This window comes from Mycobacterium shigaense (assembly GCF_002356315.1).
In the GTDB taxonomy this organism is placed as follows: domain Bacteria; phylum Actinomycetota; class Actinomycetes; order Mycobacteriales; family Mycobacteriaceae; genus Mycobacterium; species Mycobacterium shigaense.
This window is the reverse complement of record NZ_AP018164.1, coordinates 3,088,877-3,113,373: the sequence shown is the minus strand read 5'-3', so window position 1 is coordinate 3,113,373 and position 24,497 is coordinate 3,088,877. Positions and strand designations below refer to the sequence as shown.

The window sequence follows — 24,497 nt, the reverse complement described above, 5'->3', positions numbered from 1 at the left end:
GGGGTACGAATGATGGGTGGCTGAGCCGACTGTCCTGCTGTTGTCGACGTCCGACACCGACCTGATCAGCGCCCGTTCCAGCGGCAAGAATTATCGATGGGCCAACCCGGCGCGACTGTCGGACCCGTTGACCGACTCAGAACTGCCCGAGTTGCTGGACGGCGCGTCGATCGTGGTGGTGCGGATCCTCGGCGGCTACCGCGCCTGGCAGAGCGGCATCGACGCGGTGGTCGCCAGCGGGGTCCCTACCGTGCTGGTCAGCGGCGAGCAGGCCGCCGACGCGGAGCTCACCGGCTTGTCCACGCTCGCCGCGGGCATTGCCGTGCAGACGCACATCTACCTGGCCTACGGCGGGGTGGACAACCTGCGGCAGCTGCACGCGTTCCTGTCGGACACCGTGCTGATGACCGGATTCGGCTTCACCGAGCCGGTGATGACCCCCACCTGGGGGGAGCTGGAGCGCTCGGGTGCCGCGGTCGCGGACGGTCCGACGATCGCGGTGCTGTATTACCGCGCGCAACACCTGGCCGGTAACACCGCCTACGTCGAGGCGCTGTGCCGCGCGATCGAGGACGCCGGCGCCACCCCGCTACCGGTCTACTGCGCGTCGCTGCGCACGGCCGAACCCGAACTGCTGCACCGGCTCGGCGCTGCGGACGCCATGGTGGTCACCGTGCTGGCCGCCGGGGGATTGAAACCCGCCGAGGCGGCGGCCGGTGGTTCCGATGACAGCTGGAATGTCGAACACCTTGCCGCCCTTGATATTCCGATCCTACAGGGATTGTGCCTGACCAGCTCACGCAGCCAATGGGCCGACAACGACGACGGTCTGTCCCCGCTCGACGTGGCCACTCAGGTGGCGGTGCCCGAGTTCGATGGGCGCATCATCACGGTTCCGTTCTCGTTCAAGGAAATCGACGACGACGGGCTGATCTCCTATGTCGCTGACCCGGAGCGCTGCGCCCGGGTCGCGGGGCTGGCCGTCCGGCACGCGCGGCTGCGCGGCGTTGAGCCCGCCGACAAGCGCGTGGCCCTGGTGTTCTCCGCATATCCCACCAAGCACGCCCGCATCGGCAACGCGGTCGGGCTGGACACGCCGGCCAGTGCCGTGGCGCTGCTGCGCGCGATGCGTGAGCGCGGCTATCGGGTGGGCGATCTGCCCGGGGTCGAGGCGGGCGACGGCGACGCGCTGATCCACGCCCTGATCGAACGCGGCGGCCAAGACCCGGACTGGCTGACCGAGGGGCAGCTGACCGGAAACCCAATCCGATTGTCCGCCAAGGACTATCGGAGCTGGTTCGAGACGTTGCCCGCCGAATTGACCGAGGCGGTGAGGCGGCACTGGGGCCCGCCGCCCGGCGAGCTGTTCGTCGATCGCAGCCATGACCCGGACGGCGAAATCGTGATCGCTGCCATGCAGGCCGGCAACCTGGTGCTGATGGTGCAGCCGCCGCGGGGCTTCGGGGAAAACCCGGTCGCCATCTACCACGACCCGGACCTGCCGCCCAGCCACCACTACCTGGCCGCCTACCACTGGCTGGACGCCGGATTCGGCTCGGACGTCGTGGTGCATCTCGGCAAGCACGGCAACCTCGAATGGCTGCCCGGCAAGACGCTGGGGATGTCGGCGGCCTGCGGATCCGATGCCGCGCTGGGCAACCTGCCCCTGATCTACCCGTTCCTAGTCAATGATCCCGGCGAGGGCACGCAGGCCAAGCGGCGGGCTCACGCGGTCCTCGTCGACCATCTCATTCCGCCGATGGCCCGCGCGGAAAGCTACGGCGACATCGCGCGGCTGGAGCAGTTGCTCGACGAGCACGCCAACGTCGCCGCCTTGGACCCGGGCAAGTTGCCCGCCATCCGTCAGCAGATCTGGACGCTGATCCGGGCCGCCAAGATGGACCACGATCTCGGCCTGACCGAACGCCCGGAGGACGACTCGTTCGATGACATGCTGCTGCACGTCGACGGGTGGCTGTGCGAGATCAAGGATGTGCAGATCCGCGACGGCCTGCACATCCTGGGCCAAAAGCCCACGGGCGAAGCTGAACTCGACCTCGTGCTGGCGATACTGCGGGCCCGTCAGCTGTTCGGCGGCGAACAGGCCATCCCCGGGCTGCGCCAGGCGCTGGGCCTGGCCGAGGACGGCACCGACGAGCGGTCCGCGGTCGACCAGACCGAGGCTGCCGCGCGCGCGCTGGTGGCCGCCCTGCAGTCCACCGGCTGGGATCCCGACGCCGTGGACGGGCTCACCGACAACCCTGAGGTCGGCGCGGTCCTGCGGTTCGCCGCGACCGAGGTGGTGCCCCGGCTTGCCGGCACCTCCGCCGAAATCGACCAGGTGCTGCGGGCTTTGGACGGCCGGTTCATCCCATCCGGCCCGTCGGGGTCGCCGCTGCGCGGCCTGGTCAACGTGCTGCCGACCGGGCGCAACTTCTACTCCGTCGACCCCAAGGCGATACCCTCGCGGCTGGCATGGGAAGCCGGTGTGGCGCTTGCCGATTCGCTGCTGACCCGCTATCGCGCCGACCACGGACAGTGGCCGCAATCGGTCGGTCTCTCGGTGTGGGGCACCTCAGCCATGCGCACCGCCGGCGACGACATCGCCGAAGTCCTTGCGCTGCTCGGCGTCCGGCCGGTATGGGACGACGCGTCGCGTCGCGTCGTGGGGCTGACGCCGATCCCGCCGACCGAGCTGGGCCGGCCGCGCATCGACGTCACAGTGCGGATCTCCGGGTTCTTCCGGGACGCCTTCCCGCACGTCGTGACGATGCTCGACGACGCCGTGCGGTTGGTCGCCGACCTCGACGAGCCGGCCGAGGTCAACTACGTGCGCGCGCACGCTCAGGCCGACCTGGCCCAGCACGGCGACCAACGGCGCTCCACCACAAGGATTTTCGGATCGAAACCGGGCACATACGGCGCGGGGCTGCTGCAATTGATCGACAGCCGCAACTGGCGCGACGACGCTGACCTGGCGCAGGTGTACACCGCCTGGGGCGGGTTCGCCTACGGTCGCGACCTGGACGGACGCGAAGCCGTCGACGACATGAACCGCCAGTACCGGCGGATCGCGGTGGCCGCCAAGAACACCGACACCCGCGAGCATGACATCGCCGACTCCGACGACTATTTCCAGTACCACGGCGGGATGGTAGCCACGGTGCGTGCGCTGACCGGTCAGGCGCCGGCCGCGTACATCGGGGACAACACCCGGCCCGACGCGATCCGCACGCGCACGCTGTCGGAGGAGACCGCCCGGGTGTTTCGCGCCCGCGTCGTCAATCCCCGCTGGATGGCGGCGATGCGCCGGCACGGTTACAAGGGCGCCTTCGAGATGGCCGCCACCGTCGACTACCTGTTCGGCTATGACGCCACCGCCGGGGTCATGGCGGACTGGATGTACGAACAACTCACCGAGAGTTACGTGCTGGATCCGGAAAACCGGAAATTCATGACGGAGTCCAACCCGTGGGCGTTGCACGGCATGGCCGAACGGCTGCTGGAGGCGGCGGGGCGGGGCATGTGGGCCGAGCCGCAACCCGAGACCCTCGACGCATTGCGCCAGACGCTGTTGGATACCGAGGGCGACCTCGAGGGTTAGGCCAGCCGGCGCGAACGTGACGCTGCAGTCACTTTCGAGCCTCAGCGTGACTGCATTGTCACGCTCGAGCCCGCTCGCCGTGTCAGTGCGCCCGCGAGTACGTTGAGACGGTGACGCCCACCTTTGCCGATCTCGCCAAGTCGCAATACCTGCTGCTGACCACGTTCACCAAGGACGGCCGGCCCAAGCCGACGCCCATCTGGGCCGCTGCCGATGGGGACCGGCTGCTGGTCATCACGCAGGGAACTTCGTGGAAGGTCAAGCGGATTCGCAACACCCCCCGCGTGACGCTGGCCACCTGCACCATGCGCGGCCGCCCGACGAGCGAGGCCGTCGAGGGCACCGCGACCGTGCTCGACAAGTCCGAAACGGGCGCCGTCTACGACGCGGTCGGCAAGCGCTACGGCCTCCTGGGCGCCGTGTTCAACTTCTTCAGCAAGCTGCGCGGCGGCCTGGAGAGCAACGTCGGCCTCGAGCTCCGCGTGGCGTAGCGCCCCCGATGGGCACGGTGCTGATCCCGATCCCGGACCGCGACTTCGATCCGACCGAGGTCGCGGTCAGCTGGCGCGTCCTGACGCAGGACGGCCACCGAGTGCTCTTCGCGACCGAAAGCGGCACGCTCGCGGCGGCCGACGACATCATGGTGACCGGCCGGGGCCTGGACATCTGGTCGGCGCTGCCGGTGTTGCGCGTGATCCCGCTCGTCGGGCTGATGCTGCGCGCCAACAAGGATGGCCGCGCCGCCTACGCCGAGATGGTGGCGTCAGGGGAGTACCAGCACCCGGTGAGCTGGGATCGGGCCACCCTCGACGGCGTCGACGCCATCCTGCTGCCCGGCGGCCACCGCGCCCGCGGCATGCGCAGCTACATCGACAGTGACATCCTGCAGCGGCTGGTCGCGGATGCGTTCGCCCGCAACGTGTTTGTGGCCGCGATCTGCCATGGCGTGCTGCTGGCCGCCCGCAGTGTCGATCCCGCGACCGGTCGATCGGTGCTCTACGGACGCAAGACCACCGCCCTGACGTGGGCGATGGAAAGTTTGGCCTGGCGGCTGACCCGGATCACCCGATTCTGGGATCCCGACTACTACCGGACCTACACCGAGCAGCCCGGCCAGCCGGGCGGCTACATGTCCGTGCAGGCCGAAGTCACCCGGGCGCTCGAAGATCCGGCGGATTTCCGGGACGTCGAACGCGGCACGCCGCACCGGCGGCTCAAGTCCTCCGGCCTGGCGCGCGACACGGCCACCGACGCGCGGCCGGCGTTCGTCGTCGACGACGGCGACTACATCTCGGCGCGCTGGCCCGGCGATACCCACACCTTCGCGAAAGTGCTGTCGGACAAGTTGACGGGTTAGCCGGCCCGCAGATGCTCGCCGAAGAACGCGAACACTCGGGTCCACGCGTCCTCGGTGGCGGCTTGGTCGTAACCGAACCCCGCGATCCGCAGCAGCGGCTGGGCGGGCAGGGTGTTCGCAAAGCTGTGCCCGACGCCCGGATAGGTCTTGATGTCGGTCGTAATGTGTTTGGCCGCAGTCACTTTCTGCAACTTCTCAGGCGCGCCCTTGCCGAGCGGGTCGCGGTCGCCGAAGCTGGCAACGATCGGGCACGCCCCCTCCAGTGCATTGTCCAAGTGTTGCGGCAGCGGAGCGCCATAAAACGGAGCGGAGGCGCTAAAACCCTTGGGTGACATCAGAAGTGCAAACTGGCCACCCATGCAGAAGCCGGCTATCCCCACCTGCCCGGTACAGTCCGGCCTGGACTGTAGGTAGTTGCGGGCGGCGAGGATGTCGTCCAGTGCGCGGCCGCGCTGCGTCTGCAATTCGCGCATGACCCGGGTGATGCAGCGGACGCGGCCGCCGCGCGCGTACATGTTCGGGGTGATCGCCACGAAGCCGGCCTGGGCGATGCGTTCGTTGGTCTGCTGCTTGTCCCGGCCGTACCCGAAGGCATCGTGGATCACCACCACGCCCGGCCAGGGGCCCGTCCCGGGCGGCGTGCTCAGCAGCGCATCGATCGGTCCGTCGGGGGTATCGATCTCAATCGTGGTCATATCGTCATCTAACTGCAGCCGCCGGACCGAAGCCCAGGGGAACTTCGGCGCGACCCGCAGACGTTGGCCTGACATGGTCAGCCGGCTTTTACTCGTCTACGCCGTCGTCGAACTGGCGGCGATCTTCGCCCTGGTGTGGGCTCTCGGGTGGGGCTGGGCCCTGCTGATCCTGCTCGCCACGTTCGTTCTCGGCTGGGGCCTGCTGGCCCCGCTGGCCGGCTCGCAGCTGCTGCACCAACTGCGCCTGATGCGGTCGGGGTCGACGGAGGCACGCAGCCTGGGCGACGGCCCGCTGGTCGCCGTGGCTACGGGGCTGGTCCTGGTTCCCGGGGTGGTCACCACGCTCCTGGGGACGCTGCTGCTGTTGCCGCCGGTGCGCGCCTCGGCCGGCCCCGGCGTGAGCGCGGTGGCGCTGCGCGGTCTGCAACGGCGGGTGCCGCTGGTGACCTACTCGACGGTGTTCACCCAGTCTCGGCGCGGTTATTCGACCGACGGCCCCGACTACATCGACGGCGAGGTCATCGATGTCACCGAGTTCGACCAGCCGTCGCTGCCCAAGGACGACCATTGGGGCGGTCCCCGGTACGCCTCCGACTCGAACTGATTGCCCATTCGCGCCCGCGCGTAGCTTTGGCTTGTGACCCCGACGACGCTGCTGGTGAACGGCCGGGTGCACAGCCCTAGCCATCCCGATGCCACCGCCATGGCGGTGCGCGACGGCGTCGTTGCCTGGCTGGGCAGCGACGAGGTGGGCCGCAGCCAGTTCCCGGACGCCGCCGTGACGGATCTGGACGGCGGTTTCGTCGCGCCGGGATTCGTCGACAGTCATATCCACGTGAGCGCGACTGGCCTGACACTCAGTGGGCTGGACCTGCGGGGTGCCGTGTCGCTGGGCCACTGCCTGCGGCTGGTCGCCGAGCATGCGGCCGCCCACCACGGTGAGCCGGTATGGGGCCACGGTTGGGACGAGTCGACCTGGCCCGAGAACCGCCCGCCGACCACCGCGGAGCTCGACGTGGTCCTCGACGGCCGGCCCGCCTACCTGGCGCGCGTCGACGTGCATTCCGCACTGGCGTCCACGGGGCTGCGCCAACTGGTTCCCGACCTTGCGGCGGCCGACGGTTTCGCCGCCGAACGGCCCTTGGCCGGCGACGCGCATCACCTGGTCCGCGCCGTCGCCCGCGGCCTGCTGACCCCCGCGCAGCTGGCCGGGGCTCGGCTCGCGGCGTTGCGGGCCGCGGCGGCGTCTGGCATCGTCGCGGTGCACGAATGCGCCGGTCCCGAGATCGGCGGGCTCGACGACTGGCTGCAGCTGCACGCCTTGGACCACGGCATCGAGATCATCGGTTATTGGGGTGAGGCGGTGACCACGGCAGCGCAAGCCCGGACGCTGATGGAGCAGACCGGCGCGCGCGGGCTGGCGGGTGATCTGTTCGTCGACGGCGCCCTCGGCTCGCGCACGGCCTGGCTGCACGAGCCCTACCTTGACGCTCCAGACCGCGTCGGCACCTGCTACCTGGAACCCGACGTGATCGAGGCCCACGTGCGGGCCTGTACCGAGGCGGCAGTGACGGCCGGCTTTCACGTGATCGGGGATGCGGCGGTCTCGGCCGCCGTCGGGGCCTTCGAACGGGTCGTCGACGACCTCGGCGTGGCCGCCGTGGCCCGGTGCGGCCACCGGCTGGAGCACCTGGAGATGGTGACCGCCGAGCAGGCCGCCAAGCTGGGCGCGTGGGGCGTGATCGCCAGCGTGCAGCCCAACTTCGACCTGCTGTGGGGCGGTGACGACGGAATGTATGCCCGCCGGCTGGGCGCCGAACGAGCCAGGCGGCTCAACCCGCTCGCGCTGTTAGCATCCCAAGGCGTGCCCCTCGCGCTCGGTTCCGACGCCCCGGTGACGGCTTTCGACCCGTGGGGCAGCGTGCGTGCCGCGGTCCGCCACCACACCGCCGGCAGCGCGGTGTCGGCCCGGGCCGCGTTCGGCGCCGCCACCCGCGGCGGCTGGCGGGCCTGCGGCGTGGGCGACGCCGCCATCGGCACCCTGGTCCCGGGCGCGCCCGCCTCCTACGCCGTGTGGGACGCCGGCTCGCTGGAATTGCCCGCGCCGCAGGACGGGGTCCAGCGCTGGTCGACCGATCCGCGGTCCCGGGTGCCCGCGCTGCCACGGCTGGAGCCCACCGACACCTTGCCGCGCTGCCGCCAAACCGTGCATCGGGGCGCTGTCCTGCATGGCTAGGCAGTGGTCCGCCCGCCACCTGCGCCGCGCCGAGGACGAGGAGCCCCCGACGGGCGAGGGCGGCTTGGACGACCCCGATCCCGGGGACGACGCGTCCGGCGCGTTGCCCGAGGAGCCCGACGCACCTGACGAGCCCGACGAGGGTCCCGCGGCCTCGCCCGAGTACGACGACGAAACCCCGAGCGCCAATCCGGGCTTCATCCAGCGGCTGAGTGCCGCGACGCGTCGGGCACCGGCAAGCCTGGGCGCGGTGGTGATCGCGCGGCTGCCGGCGGTGTGGGCCGGGTTGCGGCCCCGGCTGGCGCGCCTGGCGGTCAGCATCGCCGGGGGACTGCTGCTGTGCGCCAGCTTCCCGTCGGTCAACTGGTGGTGGGCCGCCGTCGCCGCCGCCGCACTCTTGGGATGGGTGCTGACCCATCCCGCCACCACACCGGTGGGCGGCCTGGGCTACGGCTTCCTGTTCGGGTTCGCGTTCTACGCGCCGCTGCTGCCCTGGATCAGCCTGCTGGTCGGCGCCGTGCCGTGGCTGGTGCTCGCGGCGTTGTGCGCGGTGTTTCCCGCCCTGTTCGGGTTGTTCGCCGTCGTGGTGCGGGGCCTGCCCGGCTGGCCCATCTGGTTCGCGCTGGTGTGGACGGCCCAGGAGTGGCTGAAATCGGTCGTTCCGTTCGGCGGTTTCCCCTGGGGCGCCGTGGCTTTCGGTCAGACCGAGGGGCCGTTGTTGCCGCTGGTCCAGCTAGGCGGCGTGGCGCTGCTGTCGATGGCCGTTATGTTGGTGGGCTTCAGCGCGACGGCGATCGGGCGGGAGATCGCCCAATGGTGGCGCGGCGGCCATGGTCGCGCCGCCGAGCCCGGCGGGGCCACGGCCGCCGACACCGCGCCGCCCGCGGTGGTATTGCCCGGCATCTGCATCTGTCTGGTGCTGTTCGCCGCGGCTGTCGTCTGGCCGCACGTGCGGCACGCCGGCGCGGGATCCGGCGGCGAAACCCCGGTCACGGTCGCCGCGGTGCAGGGCAACGTGCCGCGCCTGGGCCTCAACTTCAACGAGCAGCGGCGGCAGGTGCTCGACAACCACGTCCGGGAGACGCTGCGCCTGGCCGAGGACGTGCGCGCGGGAGCCGCGCCGCAACCGCAATTCGTCGTGTGGCCGGAGAACTCCTCCGACATCGATCCCTTGCTCAATCCCGACGCCGCTCAGCAGATCGCGGAGGCGGCGCACGCGATCGGCGCGCCGATCATGTTCGGCACAGTCCTGGACCTGCCCGGACGCGCGAACGATCCCGCGCAGTACACCACCAACACCGTCATCGTCTGGAATCCGGTGACGGGACCGGCCGACCGCCACGACAAGGAGATCGTGCAACCGTTCGGCGAGTACCTGCCGATGGCGGGGCTGCTTAAACATCTCTCCGGCTACGCCGATCGGGCCGGGCATTTCGTGCCGCGCCCTGGCACCGGCGTGGTGCACATCGCGGGCGTGCCCGTCGGCGTCACCACCTGCTGGGAGGTCATCTTCGACCGCGCCCCACGCAAAGCGGTCCGCAACGGCGCCCAGCTGCTGGCGGTGCCGACGAACAATGCCACCTTCAACCAGAGGATGAGCGAACAAGAGTTGGCGTTCGCCAAGCTTCGCGCCGTCGAGCACGACCGCTACGCCCTGGTGGCCGGCACTACCGGAGTCAGCGCCATCATCGCGCCCGACGGGGCCGAACTGGTCCGCACCTCCTTCTTCACGCCCGCCTACCTGGACATCCAGGTGCGCCTGAAGACGGCGCTGACGCCCGCGACCCGCTGGGGGCCGATCCTGCAGTGGGTGTTGGTTGCGACGGCTGGAGCGGTCATTTTGGCCGGGATACGGCACAATGGGTGGTTCCTGCGTCCGATGCGCCGGAGGCCGGCGCCCCCGGATCAACCCTCGGATGAGCCGGAGGAGCCAACGGCCTCCGACACCGGGCCCGCGCCTGACCGGGGCGACGACGATGTGCCGCCCGAGCAGGGCAGTGACTACACTCCGCTTCATCACAAAAGCGGCCGACCCCCGCGTAATCTCGGGCGACACAGAGGAGCTACATGACCACCGGCCAGCAGGCGACGCGCGTACCGGGCGACCAGCCCAGTCAGCGGGTCCTGGTGATCATCCCGACGTTCAACGAGCGGGAGAACCTACCGCTGATCCACCGGCGGCTCAAGGACGCGTGCCCCGGGGTGCACCTGCTCATCGTCGACGACAGCAGCCCCGATGGCACCGGTGAACTGGCCGACGAGCTGGCGGCCGCGGACGCCGGACGCACGCACGTCCTGCATCGCACCGCCAAGGACGGCCTCGGCGCCGCCTATCTGGCGGGCTTCGCCTGGGGTCTGAGCCGGCAGTATGACGTGCTCGTCGAGATGGACGCTGACGGCAGCCACGCTCCTGAGCAGCTGAACCGGCTGCTGGGAGCCATCGACGCCGGAGCCGACCTGGCGATCGGGTCACGCTATGTCGACGGCGGAAACGTCAAGAACTGGCCGTGGCGGCGGTGGGCTCTGTCCTGGACGGCCAATACCTACGCGCGGCTGGCGCTGGGCATCGACATCCACGACATCACCGCCGGCTACCGTGCGTATCGCCGCGAGGTGCTCGAGGCGATCGACCTCGACGGCGTCGATTCCAAGGGCTACTGCTTCCAGATCGACCTGACCCGCCGCACCCTCGGCAACGGATTCGTCGTCGCCGAGGTGCCGATCACGTTCACCGAGCGTGAGCTCGGCGTGTCCAAGATGAGCGGGTCCAACATTCGCGAGGCGCTGGTCAAGGTCGCCAAATGGGGCATTGAGGGGCGGATGGCCAACGCGCGAACCGCGTCGGCGGACAACCGCTCCTGACCCTTTGCGGGATCAGCCGCGCCGCTTGGTTCTGATCAGCTCGAGGCGCTCCTTGAGCAGCTCTTCGAGTTCTTCGACGCTGCGTCGCTCCAGCAGCATGTCCCAGTGGGTGCGCGGCGGCTTGACTTTCTTCGGCTCGGGCAGGTCGCCCTCGATCAGGGTGCCTTCCAGGCCGTTGCGGCACAGCCAGGTGCCGGGGATTTCGGCATCGTCGGCGAAGGGGACCTCGAATTCCTCACCGTTCTCGGTGCGGTACTTCGCCAGCTGACGTGGTGCCAGGTCGTGGTTGCGGTCGGTCTCGTAGCTCACGGCTCCGAGGCGACTGCCCCTCAGTACGCGATCAGCCATGGCTGCTACTCCTTCGGGTTTGACGTGGTGCGATTCTCTTCGCTTGGCAAACGTTACGGCGGCCTGCGTAGTTCCTGGGCAGACACGCGGCGGCAACGACTCGATGGTCAATGATACCGGGATCGCGGAGCCCCGCGGACTAAAGTCGGCAGGCGTGACCCGCCGTGCCCGCCCGCAACCGTGCCGTTGGTGTGGACGGGACGTGACCGACGTCGGGATGGGCCGGCGTCGCCAATACTGCCGCCAGTCCTGCCGCCAGCGGGCCTACGAGCAGCGGGCATCGATCAGCCGCGGAGAGTCGGCGGCCGTGCCGGCCGACGCGGTGGTGCTGTCGGCCGACGACGCCACAGATCTGTCGGACCGCGTCTACCAGGTCCGATGCGCGGCGGAGGACGTCGCCACGGCGCTCGACGAAGGAGCCGGGCTGGCCGAACTGCGCGAGCTGTGCGACGTGCTGATCAGCGCCGCGCGCGCCGCCGACGGTTGGCGCCGAGTGGGTGTCTGAACCCCGTCGCTCGGGGTTGCGGCACCGCGCCCGGCATCCCGCTGTCGTGCGCTCGACCACCGTCGAGGCGCAGCCGGGTACAGTCGCGCCATGGATGGCGTGCCAACAATTCGGCCGGGTTGGACCGGCCGCGGCGGCGCCGAGCTGGTCGCGGCGCAGCGTCGCACCGCCTGGGACACGGCGTTGTACACGTCGCAGCCGTTTTGAAATCCCGCCGGAGTTGGCCATACTCACCAGCGACATTCTTGGGTTTCAGAGCTGCGCGGCGCAGGTGGAAAAGGTGCCGGCGTCGTATCGCGCGGCAACTCCCGTGACTCGGCATCCGATGGCTGACGACGGCCAATATTAGGCGAGGGGCACACACGGTGGATCAACTCCAGCACGCGACCGAAGCGCTGCGTAAAGCCCTGGTCCAGGTTGAACGCCTGAAGCGCGCCAACCGTGCGCTGGTGGAGCGCTCCAGCGAGCCGATCGCCATCGTCGGCATGTCGTGCCGGTTCCCCGGAGGCGTCGACACTCCCGAGGGCCTGTGGCAGATGGTGGCCGACGGTCGCGACGTGATGACGGACTTTCCCGCCGATCGCGGGTGGGACGTGGCGTCGCTGTACGACCCCGACCCCGACGCCCGCCACAAGACCTACGCCCGCACCGGCGGCTTCGTCGACGGTGTCGCCGACTTCGACCCCGCGTTCTTCGGCATCGCGCCCAGTGAGGCGCTGGCGATGGACCCGCAGCACCGGATGCTGCTGGAGTTGGCGTGGGAGGCACTGGAGCGTGGCGGGATCGATCCCAGCGGATTGCGGGGCAGCGCCACCGGCGTCTTCGCCGGGCTCATCGTGCAGGGCTACGGCATGCTCGCCGAGGAGATCGAGGGCTACCGGCTGACCGGCATGACCTCCAGCGTCGCCTCGGGCCGCGTCTCCTACGTGCTCGGGCTGGAGGGCCCCGCGGTGTCGGTCGACACGGCGTGCTCGTCGTCGCTGGTGGCCTTGCACATGGCGGTGCAGTCGCTGCGGTCGGGCGAGTGCGACCTGGCCCTGGCCGGCGGCGCGACCGTCAACGCCACACCGACGGTTTTCATCGAGTTCAGCCGGCATCGCGGCCTCGCGCCCGACGGTCGGTGCAAGGCCTACGCCGGTGCGGCCGACGGGGTCGGCTGGTCCGAGGGCGGGGCCATGCTGGTCGTGGAGCGGTTGTCGGATGCGCGACGCCTCGGCCACCCGGTGCTGGCTCTGGTGCGTGGCACCGCGGTCAACCAGGACGGGGCCTCCAACGGGTTGACCGCGCCCAACGGCCCGTCTCAGCAGCGGGTCGTGCGTGCGGCGCTGGCCAATGCCGGACTGAGCGCCGCCGAGGTGGATGTCGTCGAGGGCCACGGCACCGGGACGACGCTGGGCGACCCGATCGAGGCCCAGGCGCTGCTGGCGACGTACGGGCAGGACCGGCCCGAGCCGCTGTGGCTGGGGTCGATCAAGTCGAACATGGGACACACCCAGGCCGCGGCCGGTGTCGCCGGCGTCATCAAGATGGTGCAGGCGATGCGCCACGAAACGTTGCCCGCCACACTGCATGTCGATGCGCCCAGCCCGCACGTGGACTGGGCGGCGGGGTCGGTGTCGCTGCTGACCGAGCCGCGGCCCTGGCCGGCCGAGCGGGCGCGCCGCGCGGGGGTGTCGTCCTTCGGGATCAGCGGTACCAACGCGCACGTGATCGTCGAGTCCGCCCCTGCGGCCGAGCTCCCGGAGGCCGGCCCGACGCCGCCGGTGCTGCCGTGGGTGGTGTCGGCAAAGTCGGACTCCGCCTTGGCGTCTCAGGCCGCGCGCCTGGCCGCGCATGTGCGTGCCCACGGTGAGATGGCGGCCTCCGACGTTGCGTGGACGCTGGCGGGCCGGGCGAACTTCGAACACCGGGCCGTCATCGTCGGGCGCGATCGTGACGCACTGCTGGCCGGCCTGGACGACTTGGCCGGCGACGCGCTGAGCGGCTCGGTGATCCGGGGCACCGCGACGCCGGCCGGCAAGACCGTCTTCGTATTCCCCGGCCAGGGTTCGCAATGGCTGGGTATGGGCATCGAATTGCTCGACACCGCACCGGTATTCGCAGACCAGATCGAGGCGTGCGCGCAGGCGTTCGCGGAATTCGTCGACTGGTCGCTGCTCGATGTGTTGCGCGGCACGCCCGACGCCCCGGGTCTGGACCGCGTGGACTTCGTGCAGCCGGTGCTCTTCGCGGTGATGGTTTCGCTCGCCGAACTGTGGAAGTCGCTCGGGGTGCGCCCAGACGCGGTGATCGGCCACTCGCAGGGCGAGATCGCCGCCGCCTACGTCGCCGGTGCGCTGTCGCTGCGGGATGCCGCGCGCGTGGTGACGTTGCGCAGCAAGCTACTGCGGTCGCTGACCGGCCCGGGGGGGATGCTGTCCATCGCATGCAGTACCGAGCGGGCCCGGGAGTTGTTGGCGCCGTACGGTAATCGCGTCAGCATCGCCGCCGTCAACGGCCGCTCGGCCGTGGTCGTGTCCGGTGACGTCGCCGCGCTCGACGAACTCGTCGGCTTCTGCGCCGACCTGGAGCTGCGTACCCGTCGCATCGACGTCGACTACGCATCGCATTCGGTTGAGGTCGAGGCGATTCGCGATGAACTCACCGCGGCCATCGGTGGCATCGAGCCGCAATCTTCGCGCACCGCGTTCTTCTCCACGGTGACCGGAAACCGTTTGGACACAGCAGGATTAGACGCCGAATACTGGTATCGCAACATCCGCCAGACCGTGCAATTCGATCAGGCGGTACGCAGCGCGTGCGAGCACGGATACCGGACCTTCATCGAATCCAGCCCGCATCCCGCGTTGATCGCCGGGATCGAAGACACCGCCGGCGATTGCGGTGGCGAAACCGAGGCCATTGTCGTTCCCACGCTGGGCCGCGACGACGGCGGGCTCGACCGTTTCCTGACATCGGCCGCCGCCGCGTTCGTCGCGGGCGTGAACGTCAAGTGGCGTGGCGCGGCGAGCGGCGGCCGGTTTGTCGAGCTGCCGACGTATGCCTTTGACCGCCGCCGGTTTTGGCTGTCCGGGGAAGGCGTCGCGGCTGACGCCACCGGGCTGGGACTGGGCACCAGCGAGCACCCGCTGCTGAACGCGGTCGTGGAGCTGCCGGCATCGGGCGGCATGGTGCTGACGGGCCGGCTGGCACCCGGACTGCAAGGCTGGCTACACGACCACGCCGTGTCCGGCGTGGTCGTGTTCCCCGGTGCCGGGTTTGTCGAACTGGCGATACGCGCCGGCGACGAAGTCGGCTGCCCGACGGTCGAAGAACTGACGCTGCGAGCGCCATTGATGTTGCCGGCCAAGGGTTCCGGCGCGGGATCGGTCGCCGTGCAGGTGGTGGTCGGTGCGGCAGAAGAATCCGGTCAGCGCAGCGTGTCGGTCTACTCGCGCGCCGATGCCGACTCCGGCTGGGTGTGCCACGCCGAAGGCGTATTGGGCACTGGCGCGGTCGAGCCGGGCGCGGAGCTGTCGGCGTGGCCGCCGGCGGGAGCTGTCGCGGCCGACGTCGCGGATGGCTACGACCAGCTGGCGGCGCGCGGGTACGGCTACGGTCCCGCGTTTCAGGGCCTGACCGCGGTTTGGCTGCGCGGCGAGGAGGTGTTCGCCGAGGTCCGGCTGCCCGACGCGGCCGGAGGCGTCAACGGTTTCGGCGTCCACCCGGCCTTGCTCGACGCGGCCATGCACGCGCTGGTGGTCGGACACCACGCCCCCAGCCACAGCGACGAAGTGGTGCTGCCCTTCTCGTGGCAGGGCGTGTCCTTGCATGCCGCGGGCGCATCGGCGGTGCGCGCGCGCATCGCGCCGGCCGGCCCGTCGAGCTTCTCTATCGAACTCGCCGACGGGCTGGGGCTACCCGTCCTGTCGGTGCGGGCGATGGTCGCTCGCCCGGTCAGCGAGCAACAGCTGCGGGCCGCCGTGTCGGCATCGGGGCCCGACCGGTTGTTCGAGCTGGTATGGGCGCCGGCGCCGGCGAGCACCGCGACCGCCGGCCCGACGGCCGCGCACGAACTGTTCGAATCCGTTGCGGCCGGCCGAGAACCGGTGGCCGGGTCCTACGAGCGCACCCACCGGGCGCTGGCCGCCGTGCAGGCGTGGCTCACCGAGCATGACACCGGCGTGCTGGTCGTGGCGACCCGCGGCGCGATGGGATTGCCGGGGGAGGACGTCACCGACCTGGCCGGCGCGGCGGTGTGGGGTCTGGTCCGTTCGGCGCAGACCGAGCATCCCGGCCGCCTCGTGCTGGTGGATTCCGATGCCGCCGTTGACGATAGCGCGATGGCGGCGGTCCTGGCGGCCGGCGAACCGCAGGTGTTGCTGCGGGGCGGCAACCTCTACACCGCGCGGGTGCTGGGTAGCCGCGCGGTCGACGGCATCATGACGCCGCCGGCTGACGGGCCCTGGCGGCTGGGCATCGGCAACGCCGGCACCTTCGAAAACCTGCAACTGGAACCGGTTCCCGACGCGGGCGCCCCGTTGCAGCCCGGCCAGGTTCGGGTGGCCCTGCGCGCCATCGCGACGAACTTCCGCGACGTCATGATCGCCCTGGGCATGTTCACCCACGAGGCCCTGCTGGGCGGCGAGGGCGCGGGCGTGGTGGTCGAGGTTGGGCCGGGCGTGACCGAATTCGCAGTCGGCGATTCCGTTTACGGCTTCTTCCCCGACGGCAGCGGCACCCTGGTGCCCGGCGACGTGCGCCTGCTGCAGCGCAAACCCGCCGACTGGTCCTACGCCGAAGCCGCTGGCATCTCCGCGGTATTCACCACCGCGTACATGGCTTTCATCCACCTGGCCGACGTCCGGCCGGGGCAGCGGGTGCTCGTGCACGCCGCGGCCGGCGGCGTTGGCATGGCTGCCGTGCAGCTGGGCCGGCACCTGGGCCTCGAGATGTTCGCGACCGCCAGCCGCGGCAAGTGGGACACGTTACGGGCCATGGGCTTCGACGACGACCACATCGCCGATTCGCGCAGCCTGGACTTCGAAGACAAGTTTCGGACGGCCACCGGCGGGGCCGGCATGGACGTGGTGCTGGACTCGCTGGCCGGCGAATTCGTCGACGCCTCGCTGCGGCTGGTCGCCGACGACGGAATATTCCTGGAGATGGGCAAGACCGACATCCGCGACCCGGATGCCGTGGCCCGGGAGTATCCTGCCGTGCGCTACCGCGCCTTCGACCTCTTCGAGCCCGGCCGCCCCCGGATGCATCAGTGGATGACCGAGCTCGCCGGCCTCTTCGACGCCGGCGTGCTGAAGCCGCTGCCGGTCACCACATTTGACGTGCGACGCGGACGCGCGGCGCTGCGCTACCTCAGCCAGGCCCGCCACACCGGCAAGGTCGTAATGACCCTGCCGTCCGGGCTGGCATCCGGCACCGTGCTGATCACCGGCGGCACCGGCATGGCGGGCTCGACCCTGGCACGCCACCTGGTCGCCCGGCACGGCGTGCGGGATCTGTTGCTGCTCAGCCGGAGCGGGCCGGACGCGCCCGGCGCCGGCGAACTCGTCGCCGAGCTGGGGGCCGCCGGCGCCCGGGCCCGCGTCGTGGCGTGCGATGTCGCCGACCGCGAAGCGCTGGCCCAGGTGATCGCGTCGGCGCCGCGGCAGCTCTCCGGCGTCGTGCACGCCGCCGGCGTGCTCGACGACGCGATGGTCACCTCGCTGACACCCGAGCGCGTCGACGCGGTGTTGCGTGTCAAGGTCGACGCCGCGTGGAATTTGCACGAACTGACCCGCGACCTGGATCTGTCCGCCTTCGTGATGTTTTCGTCGCTGGCCGGTCTGGTGGGCTCGTCGGGCCAGGGCAACTATGGCGCCGCGAACTCCTTCCTCGACGCCTTGGCGGCGCACCGGCGGGCGCACCGGCTGCCCGCGGTCTCGTTGGCGTGGGGGCTCTGGGAGCAGGCCAGTGCCATGACCGGGGGCCTCGACGACGCCGGCCGCGCGCGGCTGGGACGCGACGGCATTCTGGCGCTGTCCTCGGCCGAGGCAATGGAATTGTTCGACACCGCACTGATTGTCGACGCACCCTTCCTGGCGCCCGCGCGCATCGACCTGGGCGCGCTGCGCGCCCACGCGGTCGGGATACCGCCGATGTTCGCCGACTTGGTCAACGCACCGACCCGCCGCCGGGTCGACGACTCGCTGGCGGCCGCGAAATCGAAATCGGCACTGGCACATCGGCTGCACGGCCTGTCCGAGGCCGAGCAGCACGCCGTGCTGCTGGACCTGGTGCGCTCGCACATCGCCACCGTGCTGGGCAACACCAGCGCCGAGGCGATCGACCCGGGCAAGGCGTTCCAGGAGCTGGGCTTTGACTCGCTGACCGCGGTCGAGATGCGCAACCGGCTCAAAACCGCGACGGGGCTTGCTCTTTCGCCCACGCTGATCTTCGACTACCCGACGCCCAACGGGCTGGCAAGCTACCTGCGCACCGAATTGGCCGGGGTCCCGCAGGAAGTCAAGGCCGCCAACGCCGTTCGTGCCACCGGCGACGACCCCATCGTGATCGTCGGCATGTCGTGCCGCTACCCGGGCGGGGTGAATTCGCCGGAGGACCTGTGGGACATGCTGACCGCGGGCCGCGACGTACTCACCGACTTCCCGACCGATCGCGGCTGGAACCTCACCGGGCTGTACAACCCGGACCCCGACGTTCCGGGCGCGTGCTACACCCGCACCGGCGGCTTCGTCGACGGCGTCGCCGACTTCGACTCCGCCTTCTTCGGTATCGCACCGAGCGAGGCGCTGGCCATGGACCCGCAGCAGCGCATGTTCCTGGAATTGTCGTGGGAAGCCTTGGAGCGCGCGGGGATTGAGCCCGGCGGCCTGCGCGGCAGCGCCACCGGTGTGTTCGCCGGGGTGTGCACGCAGGGCTACGGCATCGGTGCCCCGGCGGCCGCGGAGGGCTTCCGGCTGACCGGCCAGTCCTCGAGCGTGGCGTCGGGACGGATCTCCTATGTGCTGGGGCTGGAGGGCCCCGCGGTCTCGGTGGACACCGCGTGCTCGTCGTCGCTGGTGGCGCTGCACATGGCCGCGCAATCGCTGCGTTCGGGTGAATGTGACCTGGCCTTGGCCGGGGGCGTCACGGTCAACGCCACACCGGACATCTTCGTGGAGTTCAGCCGCATGCGCGGACTGTCGGTTGACGGGCGGTGCAAGGCGTACGCCGGCGCGGCCGACGGCACCGGCTTCTCGGAGGGCGGCGGCATGCTCGTGGTGGAGCGGCTGTCGGACGCTCAGCGGCTCGGCCATCCGGTGCTGGCCGTCGTGCGGGGATCGGCGATCAACCAGGACGGCGCCTCCAACGGGCTGACCGCGCCCAACGGCCCGTCTCAACAGCGGGTGGTGCGTGCGGCGCTGGCCAATGCCGGGCTGTCCGCAGCCGACGTCGACGTGGTCGAAGGCCACGGGACCGGGACCACCCTGGGCGATCCCATTGAGGCGCAAGCGTTGCTGGCGACCTACGGGCAGGGGCGCCGCGAGCCCGGGAAGCAGCCGCTGTGGCTGGGGTCGATCAAATCGAACATGGGCCACACTCAGGCGGCCGCTGGTGTCGCCGGCGTGATCAAGATGGTCCTGTCGATGCGCCACGAGATGCTGCCGGCGACGTTGCATGTCGATGAGCCCAGCCCGCACGTGGATTGGTCGATGGGCTCGGTGTCGCTGCTGACCGAGGCGCGGCCCTGGCCCGCGCATGCTCCGCGGCGGGCGGGCGTGTCCTCCTTCGGGATCAGCGGCACCAACGCGCACGTCATCGTCGAGGCGCCCCCGGCGGGACCGGAGCGCAGCACCGGCGGCCCGGTGGTGCCGGTGGTGCCGTGGCCGGTGTCGGCGAAGTCGGCGGCAGCGTTGCGGGCGCAGGCCGCGCGCCTGGCCGTCTACTTGCGAGCCCACGACGACCTGGCCCTCGCCGATGTCGGCTGGTCGCTGGCGGCCCGGTCGAGCTTCGAGTATCGCGCCGTCGTCGTCGGCGGCGACCGCAATAGCCTGCTGACCGGGCTGGACGAGCTGGCCGGAGACGACCCGGCCGGGTCGATCATCCGCGGCGCGGCAACCCCCGGCGGCAAGACCGTCTTCGTCTTCCCGGGCCAAGGCTCCCAAACACTCGGCATGGGAAGCGAATTGCACGCCGCATACCCGGTGTTCGCCGAAGCCTTCGACACCGTCCTGACCGAGCTGGACCAGCACCTGTTGCGGCCCCTGCGCGACGTCATCTGGGGGCAGGACGAAAACCTGCTGAACACCACTGAATTCGCGCAGCCTGCCCTGTTCGCGGTGGAGGTGGCGCTGTTCCGGTTGCTGGAATCGTGGGGTGTCCGAGCGGATTTCGTGCTGGGCCACTCGATCGGGGAGCTGTCGGCCGCGCACGTCGCCGGTGTGCTGTCGCTCAAGGACGCCGCGGTCTTGGTCGCGGCCCGGGGCCGCTTCATGCAAGCGCTGCCGGCCGGCGGGGCGATGGTCGCCCTGCAGGCTACCGAGGACGAGGTGCGGCCGCTGCTGGCCCCCGAGGTGGGCATCGCCGCGGTCAACGGCCCGGCCTCGGTGGTCATTTCGGGAACCGAAGACGCGGTGACCGCGATCGCGGATCGATTCTGTGCCGACAGTCGCCGCGTGCACAGGCTCGCGGTCTCGCACGCGTTCCACTCCCCGCTGATGGACGCGATGATCGACGAATTCGGCACGGTGGCAAACGGACTCACCGTCGGTGAGGCTGTCATCCCGATCGTGTCGAACGTGACCGGTCAGCTGGCCGCCGACGACTTCGGCACCGCGGGGTATTGGAAACGCCATGTTCGGGAGGCGGTCCGATTCGCCGACAGCGTGCGCTTGGCGCACTCGGCCGGCGGTACCCGGTTCCTCGAAGTCGGGCCCGCCAGCGGCCTGACGGCGTCCATCGAAGAGGTACTTGCCTCCGAAGCGACGACAGCCCCCATGGCCACGATGTCCGCGCTGCGCAAGGACCGCCCGGAGCCCGCGGCCCTGACCGACGCCGTCGCACGGGGATTCGTCGCCGGCATGGACGTGGACTGGCGCGGGGCGCTCGGAGTGGCCAATTTCGTCGAATTGCCGACGTATGCCTTTGAGCGGCGGCGCTTCTGGCTTGCCGGTGACGGCGCGCCCGCCGATGCCGCCGGCCTGGGCCTGGCCGCCGGCGAGCACGCCCTGCTGGGAGCGGTGGTGGAATTGCCCGCCTCCGGCGGGGTGGTGCTGACCGGGCGGCTGTCGCCGGCCACGCAGGGCTGGCTGGCCGATCACACCGTCGGCGGCGTCGTGCTGTTCCCCGGCGCCGGGTTCGTCGAATTGGCGATCCGCGCCGGCGACGAGGTCGGCTGCGGAGTCGTCGACGAGCTGAATCTTGCTGCACCGCTGGTGTTTCCGGTCGGCGTATCGGTCGCGGTTCAGGTCGTGGTCGGCGGTGTAGACGACGCGGGCACCCGCTCGGTGTCGGTCTTCTCGCGGTCCGACTCGGGATCCGGCTGGCTGTTGCACGCCGAGGGCGTGCTGAGCACCGGGTCGATACAGCCGAGCAGTGACCTGTCGGCGTGGCCGCCGGTCGGGGCCGTCCCGGTCGATATCGGCTCGGGATATGAGCGATTGGCCGAGCGCGGGTACGGGTATGGACCTGCGTTCCGCGGCCTGACATCGATGTGGCGGCGCGGCGACGAAGTGTTCGCCGAGGTGACGCTGCCCGCCGACGCCGGAGTTTCGGTAGCCGGCTTCGGGGTGCACCCGGCGATGCTCGACGCGGCATTGCACGCGGTGATCCTGGCGTCCGACGGCGACGAGCTCGCGACGGGCTCGATGTTGGTCCCGTTCTCCTGGCAACAGGTATCACTGCACGCCGCGGGTGCGGCGGCGGTGCGCGCCCGCATCGTGCCGGTCGGCCCCCCTGGAAGCCCCGCGGTGTCCATCGAGTTGGCCGACGGACTGGGGCTGCCGGTGCTGTCGGTGGCCTCGATGGTGGCCCGGCCGGTGACCGATCAGCAGCTGCTCGCCGCGGTGTCGAGCTCGGGACCGGATCGGCTCTTCGAGCTAGTCTGGTCCGCCCAGCCGACCTCGGCGGTACAGCCGATCTCGGTAAGCGCTTGGGGTGCAACCGAAGTGGAAGATACCGACGCGGAATCAGACAACAAGGTGGTGCTGTTCGAATCGGCGCCGATGGCCGGCGACGTCGTGACGGAGGTTTACGCGGTCACGCGCGCGGTGCTGCCGGTGCTGCAATCGTGGTTGGCCCGCGACGGCGCGGGCACGTTGGTGGTGTCGACCCGGGGAGCGATGGCGCTGCCGGGGGAGGACGTCAGCGATCTGGCGGGCGCGGCGGTGTGGGGGCTGGTGCGATCGGCGCAGACCGAGCATCCCGGGCGCATCGTGCTCGTCGACACCGACGTGCCGCTCGACGCCGACGCGATCGCGGCGGCTTTGGCGCCCGCAGAGCCGCAGGTGTTGTTGCGCAATGGAACTGTCCACACCGCGCGGGTGCACGGTAGCCGCGCCGTCGGTGGTTTGTTGGTGCCGCCCGATGATGAGCCGTGGCGGCTGGGCATGAGCAGCTACGGCACCATCGAGAACCTGCGCCTGGAGCGGATTCCCGACGCCGACGCGCCGCTCGGCCCGAATCAGGTGCGGGTTGCCTTGTCCGCCATCGCCGCCAACTTCCGCGACGTGATGATCGCGTTGGGCCTCTACCCGGATCCCGACGCGATCATGGGCATCGAGGCCTCGGGCGTGGTGCTCGAAACCGGGCCCGGCGCCGGGCGTTTCGCGGTCGGTGACCGGGTAATGGGCCTGTATCCCGAGGGGACCGGGACGGTCGCCACCACCGACCAGCGGCTGCTGGTCAAGGTGCCGGCCGGCTGGTCACACACGGCCGCCGCGACGGCGTCGGTGGTTTTCGCCACCGCGTGCTACGCGCTGACCGACCTGGCGACGGTGGAGCCCGGTCAGCGGGTGCTCGTGCACGCCGCGGCCGGCGGCGTCGGGATGGCGGCCGTGCAGCTGGCCCGGCATTTCGGGCTGGAGGTTTTCGCGACGGCGAGCCGCGGAAAATGGGACACGTTGCGGGCAATGGGCTTTGATGACGACCACATCGCCGATTCGCGCACGTTGGACTTCGAAGAGAAGTTCCGGACCAGCACCGGCGGCCGCGGTGTCGATCTCGTGCTCGACTCACTGTCGGGTGATTTCGTCGACGCTTCGCTGCGACTGGTGGCCCCGGGCGGGGTGTTCCTGGAGATGGGTAAGACCGATATCCGCGATGCCGAGGTGGTTGCCCGCGAATACGCGGGTGTGCACTACCGCGCCTTCGACCTCTTCGAGGCCGGACCGGAGCGCATCCAGCAGATGCTCGAGGAACTGGCGGCCCTGTTCGGCGAGGACGTGCTACAGCCGTTGCCGGTCACCAGGTTCGACGTGCGCCGCGCGCCGGCGGCGTTGCGCTACCTGAGCCAGGCCCGCCACGTCGGCAAGGTCGTGATGACGCTGCCATCTGGGCCCGGTGCCGGGCTAGGAGCGGGCACGGTGCTGATCACCGGCGCGACGGGGATGGCCGGTTCGGCCGTGGCGCGCCACGTTGTGGCCCGCCACGGCGCACGCAACCTGGTGCTGCTCAGCCGTCGTGGCCTGGACGCACCGGGAGCCGCGGAGCTGATGACCGAGCTGTCGGCAGCCGGGGCGCAGGTGCAGGTGGTTGCCTGCGACGCGGCCGACCGCGAGGCGCTGGCCAAGGTGCTGGCCGAGATCCCGGTGCAGCGACCGCTGTCCGGAGTGATCCACGCCGCCGGCGTGCTCGACGATGCGGTGATCTCGTCCCTGACACCGGAGCGCGTCGATTCGGTGTTGCGCGCCAAGGTCGATGCGGCGTGGAACCTGCACGAGCTGACCCGCGAACTCGATGTCTCGGCCTTCGTGATGTTCTCGTCGATGGCTGGGCTGGCCGGAGCGTCTGGCCAGGCCAACTACGCGGCCGCGAACTCGTTCCTCGACGGGCTGGCCGTGCATCGGCGTCAGCAAGGGCTGCCGGCGGTTTCGCTCGCCTGGGGGCTGTGGGATCAGGCCAGCGCCATGACCGGTGCGCTCGGCGCCGCCGACCGGGCCCGCTTCGGCCGCGACGGCATCGTCGCGATGTCTTCCGCCGAGGCGCTGGAGCTGATGGACACCGCGCTGATCGTCGACGAGCCCTTCATGCTGCCCGCCCACATCGACCTTGCCGCGCTGCGGGTCAAGTTTGACAACGGGACCCTGCCGCCGATGTTCGTCGACTTGATCAACGCCCCGACCCGGCGTCAGGTCGACGACTCGCTGACCGCCGCGAAGTCGAAATCGGCTCTGCTGCAACGCCTGGAAGGGCTTCCGGAAGATGAGCAGCAGGCAGTGCTGCTGGACCTGGTGCGCTCCAACATCGCTACGGTGCTGGGCAGCTCGAGCCCCGAGGCCATCGATCCGGACCGAGCTTTCCAAGAGTTGGGCTTCGACTCGCTGACTGCGGTCGAGATGCGCAACCGGCTGAAATCCGCGACCGGGCTGCCCCTTTCGCCGACGCTGATCTTCGACTATCCGAACTCCGCGGCGCTGGCCGGCTACATGTACTCCGAGCTTGTCGGCTCGTCGGACCAGCAGGCGCCGGCGGCCGCGCCGGGGGAGGCCGAGATTCAGCGGGTGGTGGGATCGATTCCGGTCAAGCGGCTGCGCCAAGCCGGTGTGCTGGAGCTGCTACTCGCGCTGGCCAACGAGGCAGAGGGTGCCGCGCAGCCGGCGGCCGCCGCGCTGACCACCGAAAAGGATATCGCGGACATGGACCTCGACGCCCTCGTCAACGCGGCGCTCCGCGACGACGACGAGTAGGTATGA

The 24,497-nt window shown here is 70.3% G+C and carries 9 protein-coding genes and 1 pseudogene; 8 read left to right on the top strand and 2 right to left on the bottom strand.

The features are described 5' to 3' along the window. The first annotated feature begins 16 nt into the window (after positions 1-16). The 3 genes from cobN to MSG_RS14575 all read left to right on the top strand — a co-directional run bounded on the left by cobN (position 17) and on the right by MSG_RS14575 (position 4,961). Complete coding sequence (gene cobN / locus MSG_RS14585) at positions 17-3,604, top strand: cobaltochelatase subunit CobN (RefSeq protein WP_096440674.1); 3,588 nt, start codon at positions 17-19, stop codon at positions 3,602-3,604. A gap of 110 nt (positions 3,605-3,714) precedes the next feature. Continuing rightward, the gene (locus MSG_RS14580; protein ID WP_096440672.1) at positions 3,715-4,095 is read left to right on the top strand and encodes a PPOX class F420-dependent oxidoreductase; all 381 of its coding nucleotides are present in this window, start codon (positions 3,715-3,717) and stop codon (positions 4,093-4,095) included. An 8-nt stretch (positions 4,096-4,103) separates the two neighbouring features. Continuing rightward, positions 4,104-4,961 (top strand): type 1 glutamine amidotransferase domain-containing protein, encoded by an 858-nt coding sequence (locus MSG_RS14575; protein WP_096440670.1) that lies wholly within the window; start codon positions 4,104-4,106, stop codon positions 4,959-4,961. On the opposite strand, the gene MSG_RS14570 is transcribed toward MSG_RS14575, so the two are convergent. Continuing rightward, complete coding sequence (locus MSG_RS14570; RefSeq protein ID WP_096444519.1) at positions 4,958-5,656, bottom strand: dienelactone hydrolase family protein; 699 nt, start codon at positions 5,654-5,656, stop codon at positions 4,958-4,960. The genes MSG_RS14575 and MSG_RS14570 overlap by 4 nt on opposite strands. Before the next feature lie 73 nt (positions 5,657-5,729). Between MSG_RS14570 and MSG_RS14565 the strand changes: the two genes are divergently transcribed. From MSG_RS14565 to lnt, 3 genes and pseudogenes are all read left to right on the top strand, one after another. Then, positions 5,730-6,260 carry an FxsA family protein gene (locus tag MSG_RS14565; protein WP_096440667.1) on the top strand — a complete coding sequence of 177 codons (531 nt, stop codon included), beginning with the start codon at positions 5,730-5,732 and terminating at the stop codon, positions 6,258-6,260. 99 nt (positions 6,261-6,359) lie between these two features. After that, complete coding sequence (locus tag MSG_RS14560) at positions 6,360-7,892, top strand: amidohydrolase (RefSeq protein ID WP_096444517.1); 1,533 nt, start codon at positions 6,360-6,362, stop codon at positions 7,890-7,892. Then, positions 7,885-10,754 (top strand): annotated as a pseudogene (lnt, locus tag MSG_RS14555) (apolipoprotein N-acyltransferase). Before MSG_RS14560 ends, lnt begins: the two are co-directional and overlap by 8 nt. Before the next feature lie 12 nt (positions 10,755-10,766). Here lnt and MSG_RS14545 read toward each other — a convergent pair. Further along, positions 10,767-11,102: an RNA polymerase-binding protein RbpA gene (locus MSG_RS14545; protein ID WP_096440661.1), complete on the bottom strand. Its 336-nt coding sequence runs from the start codon at positions 11,100-11,102 to the stop codon at positions 10,767-10,769. A gap of 154 nt (positions 11,103-11,256) precedes the next feature. On the opposite strand from MSG_RS14545, the gene MSG_RS25355 reads away from it, so the two are divergent. Next, positions 11,257-11,607, top strand: a complete 351-nt coding sequence (locus MSG_RS25355) for a hypothetical protein (RefSeq protein ID WP_181159245.1) — start codon at positions 11,257-11,259, stop codon at positions 11,605-11,607. Between the two features lie 365 nt (positions 11,608-11,972). Next, positions 11,973-24,491 carry a type I polyketide synthase gene (locus tag MSG_RS14535; RefSeq protein WP_096440657.1) on the top strand — a complete coding sequence of 4,173 codons (12,519 nt, stop codon included), beginning with the start codon at positions 11,973-11,975 and terminating at the stop codon, positions 24,489-24,491. Positions 24,492-24,497: the final 6 nt, after the last annotated feature.